The sequence below is a fragment of the Streptomyces sp. NPDC031426 genome (genome assembly GCF_055581585.1).
Genome location: NZ_JBVIJE010000001.1, coordinates 93,961 through 115,018, shown reverse-complemented (window position 1 = coordinate 115,018; position 21,058 = coordinate 93,961). Strand labels below are relative to the sequence as shown.

Here is a 21,058-nt window from a genome sequence, read left to right as displayed (position 1 = left end):
CCGCTCAGCCGCCCGTCGCGCCGGGCAGCGCAGCCGGGCAGGGGGGTCCGGATTCCACCGGGCGGCCCAACGGGGGCGCGGGCGCGCCGGGGTCGGCGAGCAGGGCCGGGATCAGGGTGTGCAGCGCGTCCACGGCCCGGCCGACGGCTTCCCGGACCGGTGTGCTGAGCCCCGGCAGGATGTCCTCGTCGCCGGTCGGCAGCAGCTCGGGCTCGCAGGCCAGGACGAGAACGCGGGGCAGGGGCTCCTCGCCGAGGTGTGTGGCGAGGGCGAGCACCTTCGCCGGGTCCATGCCGTGGGCCTCGGGCACGACGCCGCCGTCGGGCGGTTCGGCCTCGATCAGGGACAGGGTGCCCGGGTGGTGGCCGCGCCGCGCGGTGTCCACCAGCACGGCGGTGTCGTACCCGTCGAGCAGGTCGTAGGCGAGGTCCATGCCGCGGATGCCGTAGTCGTGGACCCGGACCGGGGGCGGCAGCGGGCGCCGGTCGAGGGCGCGGATCACCTCGGGCCCGAAGGCGTCGTCGGCGAGGAAGATGTTGCCGACGCCCGCCACCAGCAGCCGCGGCGTCACCGGACGGCTCCGGCGGGCACGGTCAGGGGCCGGGGTGAGCCGGACGGTGTCTTGCGGACGAAGGCCGAGCGCAGGGCGTGGTAGGGGGCCTCGGGGTCGTGGAAGATGGTGTGCATCCGGGCCAGTTCGGCCTCGCGGTAGCCGGCCAGCGGGCGTTCGTGGTCGTCCGCGGCGCGGCCGGCGGCCTTGGCGGCGATCCGCGCGTCCACGAAGGGCGAGGACGCGAGTTCGGCCGCCAGCTTCCGGACCACGGCCGGGAAGTCGCCGGGCGCGGCCGGTACGAGTCGGTTCACGAGCCCGAGCCGCTCGGCGGACGCGGCGCTGACGGGCAGGGCCTCGGTGGTCAGCCGGTGGGCGGCTTCCGCGCCGACGCGACGCGGCAGGGTGTACGTCCAGAACTCCGAGCCGTACAGGCCCATGCGCCGGTAGTGCGGATTGAGGACGACGCCGGTGCGGCACCACACCTCGTCGGCGGCGAGCGCGAGCATGGCGCCGCCGGCCGCCGCGTTGCCCGCGAGCGCGGCCACGACCAGCCGGTCGGTGGTGCGCAGCACGGCCTCGACCAGGTCGTCCATGGCGTTGAGGTTGATCCACGACTCCTGGGCCGGGTCGGGGGCCGCCTCGATGACGTTCAGGTGGATGCCGTTGGAGAAGAAGTCGCGGTCCCCGCCGAGCACGAGGACGCGGGTGGGCCGGGAGAGCGCGTGCTCGTAGGCGGCGAGCAGCCGCCGGCACTGGTCGGTGCTCATCGCGCCGCCCGGGAAGGAGAAGCCGAGGAAGCCGACGTCGCCGCGCTGCCGGTAGCGGATGTCGGTCCAGGTCCGGCGGTCGGTCGGCAGTTCCAACGGGACGGCGGCTTCCGGGAGTTCGAGGGAGGGCTCCCAGGCGGAGAGCACGGAGACGGCGGGACGGCGGAAGGGCGCGGGGTCGCCGGAGTTCCTGCGGGGGCGGAGTTCCGGGATCCAGACCGCGCCGTCGCGGGTGGCCCGGCAGACGGCGCCCGCCCGCCGCGCGAGGAGTTCGCCGGGGCGGCCGCGCAGCCGGTCCTCGGGGTGCCCGCCGTGCAGGAACACCTCCCGGCCGAGGAGTTCGTCCAGGACGCCCGGCTGCGAGTCGGCACCGCGGAGTTTGCACAGGACCGTTTCGGTGTCGTCCCGCTCCCAGTCGATGCACCGCCGCTCCTGCCGGAACGTGTCGCGCCAGACCACGCGGACCGTGTCGTCGGTCTGCGGCCGGGGTTTGTGGGCGCCTTCGGCGTAGCGCCGTACGGCGGTGAGGACGGCGGCGACGGCGGCGTCGGAGGCCTCGTTGCGGTACAGGTCGCTCTTGCCGACGGGCGGCACCGGGAAGGGCTCCGCCGCCCAGATCGCGCCCGCGTCCATCGCCGCCTCGGCCTGCAGGACCGTCACGCCCCACTCCCGCGCCCCCTCGGCGATGGCCCAGTCCAGCGAGGACGGGCCACGGTCACCGGGCGGCCCCGGATGCACGATCAGGCAGGTGTGTTCGCGCCACACGTCCTCGGGCAGCACCGACCTGAGCATCGGCGCGATGACCAGTTCCGGCCGCAGTTCCCGGAGCGCGGCCCGCACCGGGTCGGTGCCCTGTGCGGCGAGGACGACGTCCACGCGGTGCCCGTGATCCGTCAGTTCGGCGTACACGCGCTGGGTGAGGCTGTTGAACGCGCTGGCGACCAGCAAAATGTCCATGACATGGCATAGTTGCGCTTCTGAGTGAAGTCGTGAAGCACCGCCGCGCCGTTTCGTCCGCCTCGGTCAGGTCTCTTCCTCCATCCGGATAGCGTTCCGAAGCTCCTCGAAAGCCTGGCTACGGTCGCCCTCGTGGGCCTCCAGCAGCGCGGTGGCGATCGCGTCGAGCTTGCGCTGGATCGCGTGTTCGGCCCGCATCTCGGCGTTCTTCAGCAGGGCGAGGAGCAGCAGGGTGACCGCGGTCATGGACTCGCCTGCCAGCAGGAGCAGTTCGAGCCGCAGATGCGCTACGTGCGCGGCGACGAAGAAGCCGACGAGGAGCAGGCAGAACAGGAAGAACACCGGTGAGCTGGTGAAGTTGGAGGCGTACTCCGCGAACTGCTCGAACCGGCCCGTCCTGTCCCGCCGCGGTGCACGGGGTTCTTGAAGGTCATGGCCGAACCTCACCTCGCGGCGCTCGGGACATGGGCCGCCATGCCGGCGACTGGCACGCGCATCGGCCTCGCCTCCCTGCCGTCGCCCGGAGCCGGCCGCCCGCCGGCAGACCACGGATCAGCTTCGCAGTACCCCTAAGAGGGCATACGACACCGGGCCGGTCCCGCGGATCGCGGGCTCAGGCGGCGAGGGTACGGCCCGGTCCGAGCCGGTCCAGGAGCTGGTCGAGGTGGAGCTCGGCCACGGGGGCGAGGAGGTCGGGGTGCCGCAGCAGTGCGGCGGCGCGCCGGTCACCGTCGTCCGGTGCGAGCAGGCGCCGGAACTCGGCCGGCGAGCCCGGGCTGTACTCGCCCTCGGCGAGTGCCGCTACGGCCAGGCCGGCCAGCTCGGGATCGGTGAGCAGACCCGCCGCCCAGCTGGCCACGACCTCGTCCACCCAGGTCCGCCAGGCCCAGTCGTCGTCCGCGTCCTCCGCGCCGGTGCGCTCGGCACCGGTGATCCAGTCCAGACGGGCGGCGCCACCGGGGCCGGCCATCATGACCAGCGCCGCGTCGATCCCGGTCGGGTAGCGCAGCCACGCGGCGACGCTCACCGCCTGCCGGGCCTGCGCCTCGCACAGCGCGGAGGCGAGCGCGCCGCCGCTCGGCGGATAGGCGGCCGTCAGCCAGCGCGCCGTCGCCGCGATGAGGGGGGACAGATCAGTGGGCACAGCCGGACCGTCCGGGATGCGAGGGGAAACAGGGGCTCGACGCAACGGTAGCCCGGCACCGGTCGTCTCAGGGCGCGCATGCGAACCAGATCATATGTGGCATCGCCCACGCCGACCCGCCCTGGCCGGGTGTCCCCCCGGGCCCCGGGGCCACGCGCTCCCGGCCCGGGAAAGGATCACGAGCTGTCCGCGGGCGCCGTTCACCCGCCGTGCGTACGCGGGCGAGGGCGGCCAGGGCGTCGACGAACCGCGGAGCGACGGTATCCGGCGGGCCGCCGCACCCCGGCTCACCGGCCCGGTCTGCGGGGCCTCGGCGGGCTGACAGGTCGCGGACCGGCTGCTGTACGCCTGGACGTGGACACAGCGGACCGCCGAGAGCCGAGCCGGCGGCGTGGGCGGACGGCCGTACCCGCTATGCGTCCTCCGCGGCCGCGCTCACCGCCACGTCCAGCACACCTCGTCCTGGAGCAGCTCCGACGCCGGCCCCGTCGGATCCTGGGCGCCGGGCCGCGTCGTCCGTGCGGCCGGGCAGCCGTCCGCCGTGCACGCCTACCCCGCGACGGGACGCGACTCCACCGGGCCGGGTACCGGCGGCGGCGACCGGGTACTCGGCCGACTGCCACGGGAGGCCCGGCCGGCAGCGGTGGCGGCGCCGCCGGCCGGGGGCTGCTGCCCGGCCCGCGGTGGGCAGATATCGCACCGTCAGGACTTCGTGAGGAAGGAACCGGCCTCATGCAGCACGACGAGATGATCGGAAAGGTGCAGGCGCTGGCCCAACTGCCGGACCGGGGTTCGGCGGAACGGGCCGCACACGCCGTCGTGAGCACGCTGTCGGAGCGGCTGCCGTCCGGGCTGGCCCGGCATGTGGCGGCACAGCTGCCGCCGGACATGGCGGCGGCGATGCGGGAGGCGGCCGACGCGTCGGCCGGGGCCGACTCCGGTGTGTCGGGCGAGCGGTTCGGGCTGACCGTCTTCGCCGGACGCGTCGCCGACCGGGCGGGCACCGACGAGGACACGGCACTGCGGGAGGCCGCCGCCGTGATGGAGGTGCTCGACGCCGCACTGGCCCCGGAGCTGACCGAGCGGATGGCGGGCGCCCTGCCCCGGGACATTCGTGACCTGCTGCCGGTGGGCCGGGCGGCCGAGGGCGCCGGCCGCACCGGCGAGGAAGGGTGAACGCGCGTCGGCAGGGCCGGGATCCGGCGCACCGGAGCGGCACAGCGGGGCCGGGCCGGTGCACGGCCGATCATGTCCTGCGGCACGGCCCGCGCGGAGTGACGGTGCCGCGGGCGGCTGGTTGAATTGGTGTGCAAGGGCCCGTCGAGGGCAGACGTGGCAATGACGCTTCCCACTCCGCAAAGGTGCTCCATGGCGTTCTTCGCTCTCTCCCGGCAGCGGCCGCTGGTTCTGCTCTCCTCGACCGAGCTCGCGGCGGAGAACGACCGGCTGGCGACCGAGAACGAGCAGTTGCAGCACGCGGTGTCCTCGCACGCGGTGATCGACCAGGCCATCGGAGCGGTGGTCGTCGTCGGGCAGATCGCCCCGGAAGAGGCCTGGCGGGCGCTGCGGGACGTCTCCCAGCGCACCAACACCAAACTGCGGACGGTCGCCGAGCACATCCTGGACTACGCCCAGGGCGGCACGCTCCCCGAACCGGAGCGGATCGAGCTGGGCAGGGCGATCGTCCGCTACCGGCGGTGCGCCGACCCGGACGAGGGCACGTCGACGGCCCGGTGAGAGCCGGCCCGCAGGAGATCAGCGAGGGCCCGCCTTCATACGGCGGTGCCGGTGGGGCCTGGTGCGGCGCGTCGTCGGGGGATGCAGGATCCACCGGTCCTCGACCTGGTCGAGACCGAAGAGCAGGAGGGTGAGGACGGGGAGCAGCAGTACGGCGATAGTGATCACTGGAGGATCCCCTCTGCCGACGACTCTCCCCGGGTGCCCCGCGCCGACCTGGCCACTCGCGGCGGTTGTGAAGGTCCTGTGAGCACCTCCGCCGAGCTCGCCCGGCTGGAGGCGGCCATTGCCGGCCGGCTCCCGTCACATCCGCCGGCCGGCTTCCGTCAGTACAGCGCAAGCGCGGAGCGGACCTCCTCCGTAACGGCCCGCACCGCCCGCCGGCTCGCCACCGCCTCGTACCGCCGCCGCGCGCTCACCCTCGGGCGGCAATCTCCAGCCGTGGCCCGTCCATGTGCTCACCGGTGCCCCGCCGGCCGAGCTGAAGAAGCGCACCGGCGAGCGTGCGGCGGCCGGTGACCCCGGCGACGAGCGGCAGTACCGGATGTATCCACCGGAGCCGAAGTCCCCCTACCGGGAGCGGCGGTCCGCGGCGGCCGCGCCGCGTCTCGGGGCGCTCGGATCCGGCCCGGGGACGCGGAGGCCCGCCGAGCGGCCGTCGCCGCGAACTGGCGCTGTTCGGAGCACCGTGCCTCCTGCTGTGCCACGTCGACCTGGACATGGGCGCGGCGCAGTGGGCCGGTCTCGGGACGCATCTGCAGACGGTGAGGAGCTGATCCTTTTCGCGGGTGTGTCGATCGGCTTCGCGGATCCGTCGGCGCCGTTCGCGCCGATCGGCGGGGCGCCGCCCGGGGAGACCGTCACGTTTCCCGGCGACGCGTAGGGCGACGCAGATCCGGCCGTCAAACGTCCCCGTCCGGGGGGAATGCGCGCGCGGACGCGTTGCGCGCGCCCCGCTCGCGAGTCGCGCTTACGGTTCTTCCAAGTGACCGACCGTCATCAGGGGTGACGGAGAGGAGCCGGTAGCGGTGGTGGGCGATGCGCGTCGGCGGGCGGCCGGGCCGGACGGCAGGCGCCGCAGGGGGCGGGTGCTGGGCAGCCGACCGGCGTACACCGTGCGGCTTCCGGCCGTCCCGCGCACCGAGCCGGTGCCGGCGGCCGAGCGGACGGTGCCGTGGCTGCGGGTCGGGGCGGCCTACGCCTGGCGGCTCATCCTCATCGGGGTCGTCGTCTACGGCGTCTTCAGCATCCTCGGCAGCTTCCAGCTCGTCGCCGTGGCCCTGTTCCTCGCGCTGGTCGTGACCTCCGTCCTGCGCCCGCTGACAGACCTGCTGAACCGGGCGCTGCCGCGGCCGCTGAGCGTCGCCGTGGCGCTGCTGGGCAGCAGCCTGCTGCTGCTGACTCTGCTCGCCCTGGTGGGCAACGCCGTGGCGGGTGAGTCGGCCAGGCTGACGGGTGAGTTCCGGGGCGGGGTGCACCGCATCGAGCAGTGGCTCCAGCGGCCGCCGTTCCGGCTGAGCCCGCGCCGGCTGTCCGAGCTGGAGAACCAGGTGACGCACTATCTGTCCGCCCACCGGTCCAGCCTGCTCAGCCGTGCCGTCAGCGGGCTGAGCCGGGTGGTGGAAGTGGTCACCGGGGGCGCGCTCGCGCTGTTCGCCTCGGTGTTCTTCATCCACTCCGGCGAACGTCTGTGGCGCTGGATGCGCGACCAGCTGCTGCCGATCGGCGCCCGCCCGGCGTGGGACCGGGCGGGCTGGGCCGCGTGGCGGGCCTTCGCCGGGTACACGCGCGGCATCATCATCGTGGCCGCGACCAACGCCGTGCTCGTCGGTGTCGCACTGCTCGTGCTGCGTGTGCCGCTCGCGCTGCCGCTGACGCTGCTGGAGTTCTTCGCCGCGTTCGTGCCGCTGGTGGGCTCACCGGTCGCGCTCGCCGTCGCGACCGTCGTCGCACTGGCCGGGCGGGGACCACTGACCGCTCTGGCCGTGCTGGCACTGATCGTCGTGATCGGCCAGCTGGAGGGACATGTGCTGCATCCGCTGGTGATGAGCTGGGCGGTACGGCTGCATCCGCTCGTCGTCGCGGTGTCGGTGATCGCCGGCAGCATCGTCGCAGGGGTGATCGGTGCCGTGGTGGCCGTGCCGCTGGTGTCGGTGGTCTGGGCGGTGCTGCGCGCCCTGCGAGCGGTGCCGCCGTGACCCCGGCCACCATCGACCACCGTGGACTCGGGGGACATCTCCGAGCACGGTTCCACCACCGACGCCGCCGTCCTCGTACCGCTCAGCGCAGGGCCGCGGTCACCAGGCCGCGGATCTCCTCCTCCGACACGCTCCCGCCGTTCACCAGCCGGTCGAAGACCAGGCCGTCCACGCAGGTCAGCAGCGTCACCGTCCGCTCCTCCGGGTCGGCCACGTCCTGCGCGGCGAGAAAGTCGCACAATACCTGCCGGGCCAGGTTCTCGCGCGGCACCAGGATCTCGCGCAGTTCGGGATGGCGCGCGCTCTCGACGGCGCACGCGTAGCGGGCCAGGGAGCGCCCGCGCCCGTCCCCGATGAGCCTCGCGGCCGTGAAGGCGGCGAGCCCCGCCACCACTTCCCCGGCGGTCCGCAACGGCGGCGTCCTCGCCCCGATCTCCTGCAGCTCGGCCTGGTCGAGCGCCACCAGGCGCCGCACCAGCGCGGTGAGCAGGGCCTGGCGGGTGCGGTAGTAGGCGGACGTGGTGCCGGGCGGCAGCTGTGCCGCCCGGTCCACCGCGCGATGGGTCAGCCCCCGCCGAATCTCGGCCAGGGCGCCGTCAGGCCCTGGAGGACGCGGCCACGCCGCGCTCGCCACGGAGCCCTCGGTCGCCTCGGCGCTGGCCCGCTACGACGCCGAGCGCCGCCCGCGCTCGCAGGCGGTGGCCCGCGCGGCCCGGCAGGCGGGCCGGATGGGCCAGCGGCTGTCCCATCCGCCGGCGGTGGCCCTGCGCAACACCGCTTTGCGGGTCGCCCCGTCCCGGGTGGCGATGCGGGCGATCCTCCGGCACGCCGACTGGCCGCCGCCCGGCCCGGGCTGACCTCGGCGCGGGGTGCGTGGTCCCTCGTCGGCCCTCGCGTTCCGCCGGCCGCACTGCGTAGGGGGTGGGCCCGTGGTCACCCGGAGAGGTATGCGATGCGGGCGGACGATGCGCGGCCGTGTCCGGGGTGGCACCCGCGGCATGCGAATGACGTGGCAGGCGCTGTGGTGCGATGCGGCGGCCGCGGTGCGCGGTGCGGCACGGGCCTGGGCCGGACCGTGCCGGGAGCGCGATCTGGCCGCCCAGGCGGTGAAGGCGGCGCTGGCCGCATGGCTGGCCTGGGCGGTGGCGGGCTGGTGGCTGCACGCTCCGATGGCGTTCGTCGCGCCGTGGGTGGCGGTGGTCCTGGTGGAGTCGACCGTGTGCCGGTCGATCGCGCACGGGCTGCAGCAGCTCGCGGCGATCGCGGCCGGCACCGTCGTGGCCACCGCGGTGGCGCTGGCGCTGCGCGACACGATGGCCGCGATGGCCGTCGTCCTGCCCCTCGCGATGCTGCTCGGCCAGTGGCGGCGCCTGGGCAGTCAGGGCATCTACGCGGCCACCGGCGCCCTCTTCGTCCTGACCGGCGGATCCGTCACCGTCGCCACCTCCGCGGCCCGGCTCGCCGAAACCCTGTTCGGGGCCGTGGTCGGCATCGCCGTCAACGCGCTGGTGCGGCCGCCGCTGTACCTGCGGGACAGCCGGGCCGTGCTGAAGGACGCCACCGAGGAGGCCCACGACATCCTGCTGGCCGTCGCCGAGGAGCTGGCGGAGGGACGCTGGGACGCCGAGGAGGCCGGCGCCCGGCACGAGCGGGCCCTGCGGCTGCACCGGCTCGTGGAACAGGCCCGCTCCTCGGTCGAGTGGGGCCGAGAGAGCCTGCGCGGCAACCTGCGCCGCCGCACCGGTCAGGGGCCGCCGCCCGGCAAGGGGTACGACGACGCCCTCCTGGTGCTGGACTACGCGGCCGTGCACACGGCGGGCGTGACCCGCACGGTGCTGGAGGCCGCCACCGAGGACCTCGCCGCACCCCGGCCGCACCACGAACTCGCGTACCGCTACGCACAGTTCCTGCGCCACACGGCACACGCGCTGCGGCTCTACAGCCACAGCCGGTTCGGCGACGAGTCCGACGAGCACGAGGACGAGCTGCACCCGGCCGTGGCGCGGTTGCGCGCGACGCTGGACGATCGGCGCCGGGACCTGGTCCGTGCCACGAGGGACGACCCGGACGAGGTCGCGACATACGGCGCCCTGCTCGCCCAGACCCACCGGCTGGCCGATCAGCTGGTCGTCTCGGGCACCTGACCTGGCCCCGGCACCAAGCTGCGGAACACCGGGCCGGGTGGGCGCGCGGGGGCGGTCACACCGTCTTGACCTGGCCGCCGTCGATGGTGAACTCGGCTCCCGTGATGTTGCCCGCCAGCGGGGAGGCGAGGAAGAGAGCCAGGTCGGCAACTTCGTGCGGTTCGGTGACCCGCCCGGTGGAGATGCCCATGCTCTGCGGCACGACGACATCGATGGCTTCCTGCGCGCTGGTGCCGGCCTCGGCCGCCGTGGCCTCGGCGAAGCCGCCCGGCGCGGTCCAGAACGGAGTGCGAACCGGCCCCGGGGCGATCGCGTTGACCCGGACGCCCCGCGGCGCGAACTCCTCGGACAGCGACTTGGTCAGGCTGGTCAGCGCGGCCTTCGCCGCCGAGTAGTCCACAACGGCGGGGAAGGGCAGGCGCGCGTTGATGGAGCTGATGTTGACGATGGCACCGCCGTCCGCGGCCAGTAGGTGGGGAAGCGCCTCGCGGCTGGTGCGGACCGCGCTGAACAGGGTCAGATCGAAGATCCGTTGCCATTCTGCGTCGTCGATGTCCAGGAAGCTCGGCCGGGGCGTCGCGGCGCCCAGGTTGTTGACCAGGATGTCGACCCTGCCGTACTGCTCCACCGCGAGCCGGACGAGTGTGTGGGGCCCGTCCGCGGTGGCCAGGTCGACCGGGACCGCGGTGGCGCCGTACTTCTCGTGCAGCCCTTCGAGTTCCGGGGTGACACTTCGGCTGCCGGCGACGACGTGTACGCCCTCACGGGCGAAGGCGTCGGCGATGGCGAGACCGATGCCCTTGCTCGCTCCCGTGACGACAGCGACCTTGTCCTTGAGCTGGAGGTCCATGGACTCACGGTAGGCGGTTCCGGCATCGCCGGCTCAGCGAGCGGGGCTGCCTGGGCGGGACCCCTCCTCGCGCACCCCGAACAGCGCCGGGCCCACGGTGAGGGTGCCGTCGGTCAACGGCCGGCAACGCACTCCCCCGCCACCACGCAGCGCGCGCTGCGCCCCGACGCCGAGGGTGGCGTCCATCCAGGCGCAGGGCCTGGCCGCGCTGTACACCGCGAGTTCCACGGGGCCCGTGCCGCAGTCGAGGAAGACGGTCGCGCCGATGCAGGCGTCGATGTCGACCCCGCGCAGCAGGACGTTGCGCCGGGTGCGCAGCAGGTCCGCCGGGTGGGGACCCGGCTGTGGAAGCCGTTCGACGGCCATGAGGGTGATCGAGGCGTTGCGGTGGGCGGGCCGGTTGAAGTACCGGTCGCCGACGAGCCCCAGCCCGGCGCGCACCTCGGCCGTCGTCACCAGTTCCGCGGAGGGCAGTTCGGGCACCCCGTCGCCCGGCCGGCCCGCGAGCCGGTGCACCGGGGAGACCAGCAGTTGAAGGATTTCGACCTGGAGCACACCGCGAGCCTACGACGGCGACGACGCGCGCCCGCGCTCAGCCGGCCCTCCGCATGGCCCCGCCCGACCCGGCGTCACCTTCCAGCACCGGGCGCGTGACGGGGTCTTGTGCCGCCGGCCGGGCTTGGTGAGGCCCTTCCTCATCGCCATGGTGCCGGGGCCGAGCACCGTCGTCATCCTGCGCCGGGCGGTGGTGAACGGCCGGAGGACCGGCATGGCCACCGTCATGGGGAACGAGTGCGGGGTCCTGCTGTGGGGCCTGGCCGCCGCCTTCGGCCTCTCGGCGCTGCTGCTCGCCTCGCGGGTCGCCTACGACGTGACGCGGCTGACCGGGGCCGTCGTGCTGGTGGTGATGGGAGCGCGCGCCCTCTGGCAGGCGCGGCGGGACCGCGCCGAGCACGAGCGGTCGGCGGAGTCGGCCGAGGTGTCGCTGCGGCGGGCGTACGGGCAGGGGCTGGTCGCCAACTTCGCCAATCCCAAGGCGGGTGTGTTCGCCGTGTCCTTCCTGCCGCAGTTCGTGCCGCCCGGCGCCCCCGTCCTGCCGGTGCTGCTCGCCTTCGCGGTGATCTGGGTGGTGGTCGACCTCGTCTGGTACGTGCCGCTGGTCTGGCTGGCCGGGCGCGTGGGCGGCGTTCTGCGGCGGCCGGCCGTCCGGCGCCGGATGGAGCAGATCTCCGGGGTCGTCCTGGTCGGGCTGGGGGTGCGGCTGGCCACGGAGTCCTGAGGCGGCACCGGGAGCCGCGTAGCCCGACATGTCAGTGTGATGTCAGCACCCGGTGGCACCGTAGTACTCGTGAACGGCACGGGAGACCGGAGCCGGACACGAGGAGAGGTGCCCGGAGTGGCTTATCGGGGACCAATGAGCGCGTCTCACGGTCGGGCCTCACGGCCCGCGCAGGTTCGAATCCTGCCCTCTCCGCCGGACCTTCCCCGTGCCGGGCACCTCCGGCACGGGGTCAGCCGGTCGCGAAGCTCTTGAGCCGGTCCGTCGAGCCGTTGAACCGGTCGTGGTCGCCGACGGTCTTGCCGGAAGAGGTGTACTGCCACATGGTGTACGACGACCAGCCCGACGGCAGCGTCCCGGCGCTCGAGGCATAGCGGGCGATCCACAGCGGGTTGTCGCCGAACCCGGAGTAGTCACCGGTGCACTCGGTCCACCAGTTGGTCGCCGTGTAGATGACGGCGTTCCGGCCGGTGCGGGACTTGTAGCGGTTCAGGAAGTTGCGGATCCAGCCGACCATCTGGCTCTTGGACTTGCCGTAGCAGTCGTCGCCGTACGGGTTCCACTCGATGTCGAGCGCGCCCGGCAGGGTCTTGCCGTCAGCGGACCAGCCGCCGCCGTGTGCCAGGAAGTAGTCGGCCTGCGTGGCGCCGCCGGACGAGTCCGGTGTGGCGAAGTGGTATGCCCCGCGGACCATGCCCACGCTGTACGGGCCGTCGTACTGCTGGGCGAAGTCGGGGTTGGTGTAGGACGACCCCTCGGTGGCCTTCGTGTACGCCCATGTGGTGCCGTCGCTCCACAGGGTCGGCCAGTCGACGGCACCCTCGTAGCTGGCGACGTCCACGCCTTCGGCCTGGCTCGCGCGGCTGCTGGTGGGCGGGGCGTCGGCGCCGAAGGCGCGTCCGTCGTGGGCGAGGACGCCCATGCCCATGTACGCGCTGCCGCGCGGGGGAATGCCCGGGGACGAGTCCGGCCGGGCCATGGGGTTGGACAGGGTGAGGAGGAGGCCGGTCAGGGCGCCCGTGACGACGAGGCGTGAGCGGCTGGGCTGCAGGGATATGGAGGTTCGCACGGAACCCATCTGACCCGGTGCCGGTCGGTATCGCACTCCGGATACCGCCCAACGAAGCCATCCTGGGCCGAGCTTGGGCCGTATGGGTGGCCCCCGGGTGGCGTACGGGCCGGTCGTGGGAGTCACCGGAGGGGCGTCCCACGACCGGCCCGCGCCCGGTCAGCCGTCGATGCGGTGCTGGGTCCAGAAGGAGGTGAGGTCGGAGCTGGTGGCTGCCTGGGCGGCGGCCTTGAACTCGGCCGTGGTCGACACGCCGTACCAGTGGGCGGTCGCGTAGTCCTTCAGCAGCTTGGCCATGGCGGAGTCACCGAGGACGCGCCGCAGGTCGTGCAGGGCGCACTTGCCATAGCCGTAGACGACGGTGGAATAGCGGGAGGAGTGCGCGTCCCAGTAGGCCATGGAGTTGGTGATCTTCTCGGCGCTGGAGGCCCAGGAGACGCTGTTCCAGCAGTTGGTGCCGGTCTTGCCGAGGGCGAGGTCGGTGGCGTAGTCGGTGAACGCCTCGTCCAGCCAGGGGCTGTTGTACTCGTCGTCGCCGACGATGCCGTACCACCACTGGTGGCCGATCTCGTGGGTGAGGGCGGTGGAGCTGACCACGTCCAGGACGAACCCCGGGTACTCCATTCCGCCGAACCAGTAGTTGTTGTCGAGCACGGCGTCCAGCTCGCCGTAGGGGTAGGCGCCGAAGCGGGCCGCATGCGCGTCCACGGCGCTCTTGGCGGTGCTGAGCATGGACTGGGCGCTGGAGGAGCTGATGCCGGACACGGAGTAGACGTTCACCGCGACGCCGGCCGCCGAGGTCCCGGAGATCTTGCTGAAGGGGCCGGCGGCCCAGGCGAAGTCACGGATCTTCGACGCCGTCGCCGTCGTCACCATACGGCCGCTGGAGCCGGGTGTGTCGGTGGAGGTGCCGGTGGCCGGGACCAGCAGGCCGCTGGGGTGGTCCAGGGTCACCTTGAAGTCGGCGGCCAGGGAGTAGAAGGACTCGCCGTTGTCCGTGTACGGGTCGAGGTGCCAGCCGGCGCCGTCCCGGACCGCGAGGACGGGCAGGGCGTTGCCGATGAAGCTGTAGGCGCCGTCGTGGCCGAACCGGTCGGCGCCGCTGGGCACGGTGATGCCGAGGTCGAAGCCGATGGTGGCGCTCTGGCCCTGGGCGAGCGGGGCCGGCAGGTCGATCCTGAGCGCGGTGCAGTCCACGGAGGGCGCGCCCGCGGTAGCGCCGGTCACGTTGGTGACGCGGATCGGCATGGCGTCACAGGTGCCGTGGTAGTTGTCCCACAGCCTCAGATAGACCTCGTTCAGGGCGGTGGCGGAGGCGTTGGCGAAGGTCACGCTCTCGTGCCCGGTCCAGACGCTGCCGCTCGTGTCGCTGCTGAGGTTCACCGTGTACGAGGGCGAGGCCGGGGTGCGCGTGGAGTCGCCCGGAGGTGGCGCGGAGCCGCCGGAGGTGTCGAGCGCAATGTCGTCGAGGACGAAGCTCGTCTGGAGGCTGGAGTCCTCGGTCCCGGTGAAGGAGAGAGTGACGGTCTGCCCGGCGTAGGCCGAGACGTCGATCGACTTCTGGACGTACCCGGTGTTCTCGTCGAGGTTCGAGTAGGTGGCCAGCGCCGTGTTGCCGATCTTGGCCGTGAGCTTGTCGTACGCGACGGAGGAGGTCGTCTCGTCCGTGTCGATGTGCAGCCAGAAGGTGAGGGTGGCCGCGTCACACCCGGAGGGGATGGTGACGCTCTGGCTGAGGGTGTCGGTATGGGTGCTGCCGACTCCGTCCAGCCAGGCGTAGGAACGGCCGCCGTGGGCGGTCTCGCCTGAGCGGCTGGTGATGACGGTGGAGGAGGACGTCGACCAGGGCGATGTCCCGCTCTCGAAGCCGCTGTTGCCGACGACCTGCGCCGGAGTGCAGGCGGCGGGTGCCGCGGCCGGCCGGGCCGCGGCGGGCGTGCCGGGGAGCACGAGGGCGGTCACCACGGCGACGGTGAGCGCACCGGCGCCGAGGACCTTGTGGGGGGTCGATCTCACACGCTACTCCTTTGCGGCGGCCGGGATTCCCGGCCTGCTCGATGGCCGCCGGCCGGCTGGGGTTCGCCGGGGCGGCCGCTGACGGGGCTTGCGCGATCGCTGCATCGAGAGGTGCGGCGCGCGCTCATGGGGTCAGGGCGCGGGATGCCGGACTTTCGAGAGAGTGCCAGATTTGACCGGACCATGCCAGATGGGGTGCGGTGCTCTGTGGGGAGGTTCGGTCAGTCGGTGCGCAGCGTCACGAAGACCGCGGTCAGTGCGGTGCCCTGCGGGTCCTGCCAGCCGCGCGCCACATGGCCGACCGCTCCCTCGGGGCACAGCGGCGGGTTCTCGGGGGTGGGGTGCAGGATCCGGTGAACGTGGAGGACCGTGTCGCGCGGCGCGGGAATGCGGGTGCCTGTCCGGTCGTCGGCCGGTTCGGGGGCGAAGCCGTCCAGCGCGAAGGGGGCGCCGGTGCAGGAGCGGATCACCTCGGGGTCGGGGGCGCCGTCGATGCTCTGGGCCTGCGCCTGGGCCCTGCCCTGGATCAGCGACAGCAACTCGGTGACCAGCACCGGGTCGTGGCAGCCGTCGTACACCCAGCGCGTGCCCAGCACACCGTGCTCCAATGTGCCCACCAGCCCGTGCTCCGCGCCTTCGAGCGGCGCGCCGCGATAGCTCAACGGGACGAGATAGGCGGTCGGTTCGGAGGTGGAGGTGTCGGTGGCCACCATGAACTCGATGCCGACCTCGCCCTCCGGGTCGTCCAGCCGGAAGCCGCCGGACTTGGTCAGCACCGGGGCATCCGGCCCACCGCGGTACCAGGGGCGCGAGGGCAGCCAGTCGGTGAGCAGCTCGAGCTTGGTGGGCTTGAGCGTGGTGTGGTGGATGACGGCCATACCGGCAGGGCTCCTCCGTGGTGCGGATGCTGACCCGCCCCAGCTTCGCACACCGTTCCCGCAGGTCACCCGCCCGCCGCTGTCAGCAGCGCCTCAACTCGGATGCGGAGACGCACCGTTCGCCACGGGCAGGCCCTCGACGGACGGTGCCGTGCGCCGGTCCAGGGGACGGGCCGGGCGCGCCGCGGGGCCGCCTCCTTCTCGCTCAACAGCGGGGCTGTGTCCGGGAGCCAACGCGTTCCGACCCCAGACTCCCGCTCGACGGGGGTGGGTTCGTCGAGACGGAGGGGTAGGCGCGGCAGTCACCGACCCGGTCCGTGCCGGCGCGGCCGAGGCCCGGAGTCGGTCGATACGACCGTGGGCGAGGGCCCAGCCGTCGACGGGGCCGGCGACGTAGACGCCCTCGCGGTAGGCGGCCGCGGTGCCCTCGGTCCAGCCGGCCTCGCGCCGACCGCCCAGTCGCAGCACGTCGGCGACCTCCGCCACCGTGGCGCCGCGCACCGCGAGCCAGGACGTCTTGTACCCGAAGCCCATGGCCTACTGCCCAACGGCGCCTGAACTCATTGCTTCCCGCTTCTGGTCCGCGAGACCTACCGGACGGTATACAGACCCAGTCGAACGCGCGAGGGCCGCTCTGCGGAGCCGGCACCGTGCGATGAACCGGCCTCAGGGGGAGGATCCATGGCGAACGGCACTGGCGCGGCGGGCGGGGCGAGAGGCCGGCGGGGAGCCGCCGTGGTGGGGGCGGCGCTGGGCGGTTGCGTCCTTGTCGCTGCCGCCACGGCACCGGCCTCCGCGCACTCCGCGGAACACGGTCGCGGCATCGACTACGTCGCCCTGGGCGACTCCTACACCTCGGGCCCCGGCATCCCGCAGCAGGTGGACGCCAACTGCGCCCGCTCCGACCACAATTACCCCTCGCTGGTGGCGGACCGGCGTCAGGTGAGCACCTTCAAGGACGTCAGCTGTGCCGGAGCGACGACCGCCGAGATGTGGCAGGCGCAGGGCACCAACGCACCCCAGCTCGACGCCGTGCGACGGGACACGGGCCTGGTGACGGTGCAGATCGGCGGCAACGACGTCGGCTTCGGCCCGATCATCAGCACCTGCGCCCACCTGGCCGCCCAGGACCCGACGGGCAACCCCTGCGAGCGCTCGTACGAGGCGTCCGGTTACGACCAGCTGGCCCTCGCGATCGTCCAGGCCGCCCCGAAGGTCGACCGGGTGCTGCGGGCCGTGCACGCGAGGGCGCCGCACGCGCGTGTGGTCGTCGTCGGCTACCCGGACCTGCTGCCCGACGACGGCAGCGGCTGCTTCCCGCAGGTGCCGTTCGCGCAGAAGGACTTCCCCTATCTCCGGGACACCGAGAAGCGGCTGAACCTGATGCTGCGCCTGGTGGCCGGGGTGAACCGCGCCGAGTACGTGGACACTTACGGCCCCACGGTCGGGCACGACATGTGCAAGGCACCCGCGGACCGCTGGATAGAGCCGCTCCAACCGGCCGCGCCCGCCGCCCCGGCACACCCCAACGCCAGGGGAGAGGAGGCCATGGCACAGGCGGTGCTGGACAGGCTGGAGGAGGGCCGCGCCCACGACTGATCCCCGGGGCAGGGCCGAACCCCGTGACCGGGCCGGCCCAGCCCCGCCGCCGAGGTTCCCTCAGCCGTCGAGCGCGCCCAGTACCACGGCCTGGGCCTCCTCCTGGACCCGGGCGAGGTGCTCGGGGCCGAGGAAGGACTCGGCGTAGACCTTGTACACGTCCTCGGTGCCCGAAGGGCGCGCAGCGAACCAGGCGTTCTCCGTGGTGACCTTCATACCGCCGATCGCGGCGCCGTTGCCGGGCGCCTCGGTGAGGACGCCCGTGACGGCCTCCCCGGCGAGCGTGTCGGCGGTGACCTGGGCCGGTGACAACTTGCCCAGCAGCGCCTTCTGTTCACGGGTCGCGGGAGCGTCGATGCGGGCGTAGGCGGGTTCCCCGAAGCGGGCGGTCAGGTCGGCGTAGTGCTCCGACGGGGTCCGGTCCGTGACAGCGGTGATCTCGGAGGCGAGGAGGGCAAGCAGGATGCCGTCCTTGTCGGTGGTCCACACCGAGCCGTCGCGGCGCAGGAAGGAGGCGCCGGCGGACTCCTCGCCGCCGAACCCGATGCCGCCGCCGGCCAGTCCGTCCACGAACCACTTGAACCCGACCGGAACCTCGACCAGTTGACGGCCGAGGTCGGCGGCGACCCGGTCGATCATCGTGGAGGAGACCAGCGTCTTGCCGATTCCCGCGCCGGCGGGCCACTGGTCGCGGTGCCGGTAGAGGTAGGAGATGGCGACCGCGAGGTAGTGGTTGGGGTTCATCAGGCCCGCGTCGGGGGTGACGATGCCGTGCCGGTCGGCGTCGGCGTCGTTGCCGGTGGCGATGCGGAACCGGTCGCGCTGCTCGATGAGGGAGGCCATGGCGTACGGCGAGGAGCAGTCCATGCGGATCTGGCCGTCCCAGTCCAGCGTCATGAACCGCCAGGTGGGATCGGTGTGCGGGTTGACCACCGTGAGGTCGATGCCGTGCTGTTCGGCGATGCGGCCCCAGTAGGCGACGGAGGCCCCGCCGAGCGGGTCGGCGCCGATGCGCACGCCGGATGCGCGGATCGCGTCCAGGTCCAGCACACTCGGCAGATCGCCGACATAGGCGCCGAGGAAGTCGTACCGCCCGGTCGTCTCCGCGGCGAGCGCCCGCGCGTACGGCACCCGGCGTACGTCCTTCAGGCCGCCGGTGATGATCTCGTTGGCCCGGTCCTGGATCCATGAGGTGGCGTCGGAGGCCGCGGGGCCGCCGCTCGGCGGGTTGTACTTGAAGCCGCCGTCGGCGGGCGGGTTGTGGGAGGGGGTGACGACCACGCCGTCGGCGAGGCCGGAGCTGCGGCCGCGGTTGTGGGTGAGGATCGCGAGCGACACGGCGGGGGTGGGCGTGTAGCCGTCGGCGCTGTCGATGAGCACGGTGACGCCATTGGCGGCGAACACCTCCAGCGCGGTGACCTTCGCGGGCTCGGACAGGGCGTGGGTGTCGGCGCCGAGGAACAGGGGACCGTCCGTTCCCTGGTCCGCGCGGTACTCGCAGATGGCCTGGCTGGTGGCGGCGATGTGGTCCTCGTTGAAGGCGGTTGCCAGGGACGAGCCCCGGTGCCCGGAGGTGCCGAACGCCACCCGCTGTACCGGGTCGGCCGGGTCCGGGTGCAGTGCGTAGTACGCCGTGACCAGCCGGGCCACGTCCACAAGGTCCTCGGGGCCGGCCGGCCGGCCGGCTCGCTCGTGCGGCATGAGTCCGTTCCTCCGAGTCGTCGGATCGATCGCTCACCGCCCATCTTTCCTCGTCAGGGCCCTGACATGCGAGTGGGCACCGCCCTATGATCCAGTGCTCCGATCTTCGTGCCGTGCTGCCGTCCGTGCAGGTCGCCTTCCACAGACAGGTCTTCAACCGTGACCGCATCCGCCGCCCAGGCTCCTTGGTTCCTCGCGCGTTGCACGCAGTTCGCCGTGGCAGCGGCGGCCGGCGGCGACCTGGTCCGGGCGCTGACGCTGCATGCTCATCTGCTGCATCCGGCGACGGCCACGGCCTCCGATTTCGGGCGGGTGTCGATGGTCTTCGTGAACGCGATGACGGCGGCGGTAGTGCTGTTCCTCGTCTGGTTCGCCCGCTGTTGGCGCTGCGCCGGGCTCCTCTCGCCCGGTGTGGTGCGCGGCTCTGTCGCGTGGGCCGTTGTCGCCTGGCTGATACCGGTGATGAATCTCTGGGCTCCGCGCGGGCTCGTGCTGGACGTACAGCGCGCGAGCGACCCCGGCGGTGCCGATGAGGGCCGCGGGAACGTCCTGGTGAACGTGTGGTGGGCGGCCTGGGTCGGGCACGCGGCGCTGTCCCTGGCCGCCATGATCCTGGGCGGCGGCACCTCGCTGCCGCTGCTGGTGGCGTCGGAAGGCCTCAACCTGCTGGCCGCCGTCCTGGCGATCGCCGTGATCCAGCGGATCACGGCGCGTCTGGCCGCCGGGCTGGGGTCCATGACTCCGGTACCCGCGCCCGCCGGCCTGTCGCACGCCTCCTAGACGGGCGCGTCACCCGATGTGGTAACTGTCCCCGTACACCTTCCAGTCGAGCGGGGTGTTCAGGTCGAGGTTGCCCTTGCGCAGGAAGACCCGCTGCTCGGTGTCGACACGGCTGGTGTCGCTGTGCGCCTCCTCCTGCTTCATGGCCCACACCCGGGCGTCGAGGAAGGCGTTGAGGTACGTCGTCTCGTTGCCGCCCTGCGCCGGCGGCTTGGCGCTGCGCAGGGCGCGCCTCCGGATGTTGCGGAAGCTGGTCGGGTCGTCGCCGTCGCCGTGCATGACGATGGCGTCGTAGTAGCAGAACTGGCCGAGGGTGCGCAGGCCGTCGGCCTTGCCCTGGGCGACCGCGGGGTTGAAGTAGACGCGGTCGCGCTCGTCGTTCTGGCACTGCTGGAACACGGTGTCCTGGGCGGCCTTGCGCCAGTCCCTGGGGTAGTTGGGGTCGAGGCCGTCATGGGAGTCGGAGCCGTTGACCTGGCGCAGGGCGGGCAGGTACTTGGCGAGGACGTTGCCGGGCTTGCGGTCGGCGTACAACTGGACCAGGTCGAGCATGTCGCCGGTGCCGGAACAGAAGCCGATGATGCCGGCGGTGTAGCCGCGGCCGTCGCCGATGTCCTCGATGTACTTGTACTGGGCCTTCCAGTCGAGCGAGGAGTTCTCCGCGCTCGACACCAGTTCCATGGCGATCTCCTTCTTCGCCGGGTCGTCGAGGCCCGATGCCGCCGCCGGGGCGGCGGTCGCGCGCTGGGACACGAGCAGGGCTCCGGAGGCCACGCCGGCGCCGAGCAGGGCGACGACGGTCCGGCGGGATATGCGGGCGGGGGGTGCGGTCTCGCGGTCTGCGTTCACCACTGGGCTCCAAGCGGGAGTGGGGGGTGGGTAGTTGGTCCGTGCTGATCCGCGTCCAACATTGGTAGGAAAGTTTCCTATCAAACGCGCGGCAGCTCGGTAAGCAGGCTCGCGAGAAGTTCGTACGATCGAACGAGGGCTGGATCGGACAGATGCGCCTCAGGTGCGCCGGGCCCCGTCCCGCTGCTGCACGAAGCTGTACAACTCGCGTGACACGGTGATCAGTTCACGCCGCTCCTCGCGCGAACCGACCATCGGCCGCGACCCCTTGAGCGGCACCTGTGCGGTCTCGGGCAGGAACTTCACCGTCAGCAGTCCGATGACCCCGGCCAGCATCAGGCAGTAGGCCGGCATCAGGTCGTCGCCGGTGGCCGTCGCGGACCTGGCGGGGCAGTCGCGCCACGGCTTGCGGCGTCCGCGACCGGGACCGGCCCCCCTGCCGCCCGTCCGACCTCGCACCGCTCACGAACGCCTCCTCGCCCCACCGCACCGGTCACCGCCTGCCCCCTTGGCCCGATTCAGAAACGGAGCCGCTCA

Annotated in this window: 21 protein-coding genes and 3 pseudogenes; 9 read left to right on the top strand and 15 right to left on the bottom strand. The window is 72.9% G+C overall.

All coding sequences use genetic code 11. From position 1 onward, the window contains the following. Window positions 1-4 precede the first annotated feature (4 nt). The 4 genes from ACZ5NH_RS00595 to ACZ5NH_RS00580 all read right to left on the bottom strand — a co-directional run bounded on the left by ACZ5NH_RS00595 (window position 5) and on the right by ACZ5NH_RS00580 (window position 3,421). Entirely contained in the window at window positions 5-571 is a 567-nt protein-coding gene (locus ACZ5NH_RS00595) for a hydrogenase maturation protease (protein WP_468772110.1), read from the bottom strand. After that, complete coding sequence (locus ACZ5NH_RS00590; RefSeq protein ID WP_468772109.1) at window positions 568-2,277, bottom strand: enoyl-CoA hydratase-related protein; 1,710 nt, start codon at window positions 2,275-2,277, stop codon at window positions 568-570. Before ACZ5NH_RS00590 ends, ACZ5NH_RS00595 begins: the two co-directional genes overlap by 4 nt. 66 nt (window positions 2,278-2,343) lie before the next feature. Further along, on the bottom strand, window positions 2,344-2,724 hold the full coding sequence (locus tag ACZ5NH_RS00585) for a hypothetical protein (RefSeq protein ID WP_468772108.1): 381 nt from the start codon (window positions 2,722-2,724) through the stop codon (window positions 2,344-2,346). A gap of 166 nt (window positions 2,725-2,890) precedes the next feature. Continuing rightward, window positions 2,891-3,421 (bottom strand): hypothetical protein, encoded by a 531-nt coding sequence (locus ACZ5NH_RS00580; protein WP_468772106.1) that lies wholly within the window; start codon window positions 3,419-3,421, stop codon window positions 2,891-2,893. A 732-nt stretch (window positions 3,422-4,153) separates the two neighbouring features. Here ACZ5NH_RS00580 and ACZ5NH_RS00575 point away from each other — a divergent pair. Next, on the top strand, window positions 4,154-4,597 hold the full coding sequence (locus ACZ5NH_RS00575) for a DUF2267 domain-containing protein (protein WP_388629553.1): 444 nt from the start codon (window positions 4,154-4,156) through the stop codon (window positions 4,595-4,597). 192 nt (window positions 4,598-4,789) lie between these two features. Next, window positions 4,790-5,158 carry an ANTAR domain-containing protein gene (locus tag ACZ5NH_RS00570; protein WP_468772105.1) on the top strand — a complete coding sequence of 123 codons (369 nt, stop codon included), beginning with the start codon at window positions 4,790-4,792 and terminating at the stop codon, window positions 5,156-5,158. Between the two features lie 18 nt (window positions 5,159-5,176). Here ACZ5NH_RS00570 and ACZ5NH_RS00565 read toward each other — a convergent pair whose 3' ends face one another. Beyond that, a complete protein-coding gene (locus tag ACZ5NH_RS00565; protein ID WP_451557964.1) occupies window positions 5,177-5,326 on the bottom strand; it encodes a hypothetical protein in 150 nt (49 codons plus the stop codon). A gap of 860 nt (window positions 5,327-6,186) precedes the next feature. On the opposite strand from ACZ5NH_RS00565, the gene ACZ5NH_RS00560 reads away from it, so the two are divergent. Further along, window positions 6,187-7,356 carry an AI-2E family transporter gene (locus tag ACZ5NH_RS00560; RefSeq protein ID WP_468772103.1) on the top strand — a complete coding sequence of 390 codons (1,170 nt, stop codon included), beginning with the start codon at window positions 6,187-6,189 and terminating at the stop codon, window positions 7,354-7,356. A gap of 82 nt (window positions 7,357-7,438) precedes the next feature. Here the strand turns inward: ACZ5NH_RS00560 and ACZ5NH_RS00555 are convergent, their stop codons facing one another. Then, window positions 7,439-7,945, bottom strand: a complete 507-nt coding sequence (locus tag ACZ5NH_RS00555; protein WP_468772654.1) for a TetR/AcrR family transcriptional regulator — start codon at window positions 7,943-7,945, stop codon at window positions 7,439-7,441. Here ACZ5NH_RS00555 and ACZ5NH_RS00550 point away from each other — a divergent pair. Further along, a pseudogene (locus tag ACZ5NH_RS00550) lies at window positions 7,931-8,213 on the top strand (FAD-dependent oxidoreductase); the annotation flags it as partial. The gene ACZ5NH_RS00555 and the pseudogene ACZ5NH_RS00550 sit on opposite strands and share 15 nt — an antisense overlap. A 141-nt stretch (window positions 8,214-8,354) precedes the next feature. Continuing rightward, a complete protein-coding gene (locus tag ACZ5NH_RS00545; RefSeq protein ID WP_468772101.1) occupies window positions 8,355-9,500 on the top strand; it encodes an FUSC family protein in 1,146 nt (381 codons plus the stop codon). A gap of 55 nt (window positions 9,501-9,555) precedes the next feature. Here the strand turns inward: ACZ5NH_RS00545 and ACZ5NH_RS00540 are convergent, their stop codons facing one another. Next, a complete protein-coding gene (locus ACZ5NH_RS00540; RefSeq protein WP_468772100.1) occupies window positions 9,556-10,350 on the bottom strand; it encodes an SDR family NAD(P)-dependent oxidoreductase in 795 nt (264 codons plus the stop codon). A gap of 33 nt (window positions 10,351-10,383) precedes the next feature. Beyond that, window positions 10,384-10,905, bottom strand: a complete 522-nt coding sequence (locus tag ACZ5NH_RS00535; RefSeq protein WP_468772098.1) for a molybdenum cofactor biosysynthesis protein — start codon at window positions 10,903-10,905, stop codon at window positions 10,384-10,386. A gap of 148 nt (window positions 10,906-11,053) precedes the next feature. On the opposite strand from ACZ5NH_RS00535, the gene ACZ5NH_RS00530 reads away from it, so the two are divergent. Together ACZ5NH_RS00530 and ACZ5NH_RS00525 are read left to right on the top strand one after the other, a co-directional pair. Next, entirely contained in the window at window positions 11,054-11,629 is a 576-nt protein-coding gene (locus ACZ5NH_RS00530) for a LysE family translocator (protein ID WP_468772096.1), read from the top strand. A gap of 102 nt (window positions 11,630-11,731) precedes the next feature. Beyond that, window positions 11,732-11,824 (top strand): annotated as a pseudogene (locus ACZ5NH_RS00525). A 37-nt stretch (window positions 11,825-11,861) separates the two neighbouring features. On the opposite strand, the gene ACZ5NH_RS00520 reads toward ACZ5NH_RS00525, so the two are convergent. From ACZ5NH_RS00520 to ACZ5NH_RS00505, 4 genes are all read right to left on the bottom strand, one after another. Next, window positions 11,862-12,707 (bottom strand): lysozyme, encoded by an 846-nt coding sequence (locus ACZ5NH_RS00520; protein WP_468772094.1) that lies wholly within the window; start codon window positions 12,705-12,707, stop codon window positions 11,862-11,864. Window positions 12,708-12,857: 150 nt separating this feature from the next. Next, on the bottom strand, window positions 12,858-14,714 hold the full coding sequence (locus tag ACZ5NH_RS00515) for a M1 family metallopeptidase (protein WP_468772092.1): 1,857 nt from the start codon (window positions 14,712-14,714) through the stop codon (window positions 12,858-12,860). Between the two features lie 221 nt (window positions 14,715-14,935). Continuing rightward, a complete protein-coding gene (locus ACZ5NH_RS00510) occupies window positions 14,936-15,592 on the bottom strand; it encodes a maltokinase N-terminal cap-like domain-containing protein (protein WP_451554053.1) in 657 nt (218 codons plus the stop codon). A gap of 93 nt (window positions 15,593-15,685) precedes the next feature. Next, on the bottom strand, window positions 15,686-16,126 hold the full coding sequence (locus tag ACZ5NH_RS00505; protein WP_468772091.1) for a hypothetical protein: 441 nt from the start codon (window positions 16,124-16,126) through the stop codon (window positions 15,686-15,688). A 147-nt stretch (window positions 16,127-16,273) separates the two neighbouring features. On the opposite strand from ACZ5NH_RS00505, the gene ACZ5NH_RS00500 reads away from it, so the two are divergent. Further along, window positions 16,274-17,191, top strand: a complete 918-nt coding sequence (locus ACZ5NH_RS00500) for an SGNH/GDSL hydrolase family protein (RefSeq protein WP_468772089.1) — start codon at window positions 16,274-16,276, stop codon at window positions 17,189-17,191. 60 nt (window positions 17,192-17,251) lie between these two features. Here ACZ5NH_RS00500 and pgm read toward each other — a convergent pair whose 3' ends face one another. Next, window positions 17,252-18,892, bottom strand: a complete 1,641-nt coding sequence (pgm, locus tag ACZ5NH_RS00495; RefSeq protein WP_468772087.1) for a phosphoglucomutase (alpha-D-glucose-1,6-bisphosphate-dependent) — start codon at window positions 18,890-18,892, stop codon at window positions 17,252-17,254. 159 nt (window positions 18,893-19,051) lie between these two features. Between pgm and ACZ5NH_RS00490 the strand changes: the two genes are divergently transcribed. Then, window positions 19,052-19,672 carry a DUF4328 domain-containing protein gene (locus ACZ5NH_RS00490; protein ID WP_468772085.1) on the top strand — a complete coding sequence of 207 codons (621 nt, stop codon included), beginning with the start codon at window positions 19,052-19,054 and terminating at the stop codon, window positions 19,670-19,672. 9 nt (window positions 19,673-19,681) lie between these two features. On the opposite strand, the gene ACZ5NH_RS00485 is transcribed toward ACZ5NH_RS00490, so the two are convergent. Together ACZ5NH_RS00485 and ACZ5NH_RS00480 are read right to left on the bottom strand one after the other, a co-directional pair. After that, complete coding sequence (locus tag ACZ5NH_RS00485; protein WP_468772084.1) at window positions 19,682-20,524, bottom strand: chitosanase; 843 nt, start codon at window positions 20,522-20,524, stop codon at window positions 19,682-19,684. A 156-nt stretch (window positions 20,525-20,680) separates the two neighbouring features. Further along, window positions 20,681-20,890: pseudogene (locus ACZ5NH_RS00480) on the bottom strand (MFS transporter); the annotation flags it as partial. Window positions 20,891-21,058: the final 168 nt, after the last annotated feature.